Source organism: Ochrobactrum sp. SFR4 (genome assembly GCF_019730395.1).
GTDB lineage: Bacteria > Pseudomonadota > Alphaproteobacteria > Rhizobiales > Rhizobiaceae > Pseudochrobactrum.
In genome coordinates, this window is sequence record NZ_JAAPBB010000704.1 from 1 (window position 1) to 278 (window position 278).

Below are 278 nucleotides of genomic sequence, written 5' to 3' on the forward strand. Positions count from 1 at the left end.
GATCGCCGCATTGAAAAAATAGCGGTACTCAAACAGACCTTGCGGGGTCATCATATATTTCTGATTGGCAACGCGGCTGATGGTGCTTTCATGCATCTCAATCGCATCGGCCACCATCTGCATTGTCAGTGGTTTGAGCGCCTCAGCCCCGTTTTCCAGAAAAGCTTGCTGGTGAGTGATGATGTGCTCACCGACATTCAGGACAGTTTGCGCACGCTGATCGAGAATACGCGTCAGCCAGTTTGCCTTCTGTTTGCAGGCGCGCAGAAACTGCTTCT

At 51.4% G+C, this 278-nt stretch carries 1 protein-coding gene; it reads right to left on the reverse strand.

Translation table 11 applies throughout. From position 1 onward, the window contains the following. Positions 1–278: RNA polymerase factor sigma-54 (locus tag HBA93_RS20875; RefSeq protein WP_502910163.1), on the reverse strand; the 278-nt coding region annotated here is incomplete at both ends.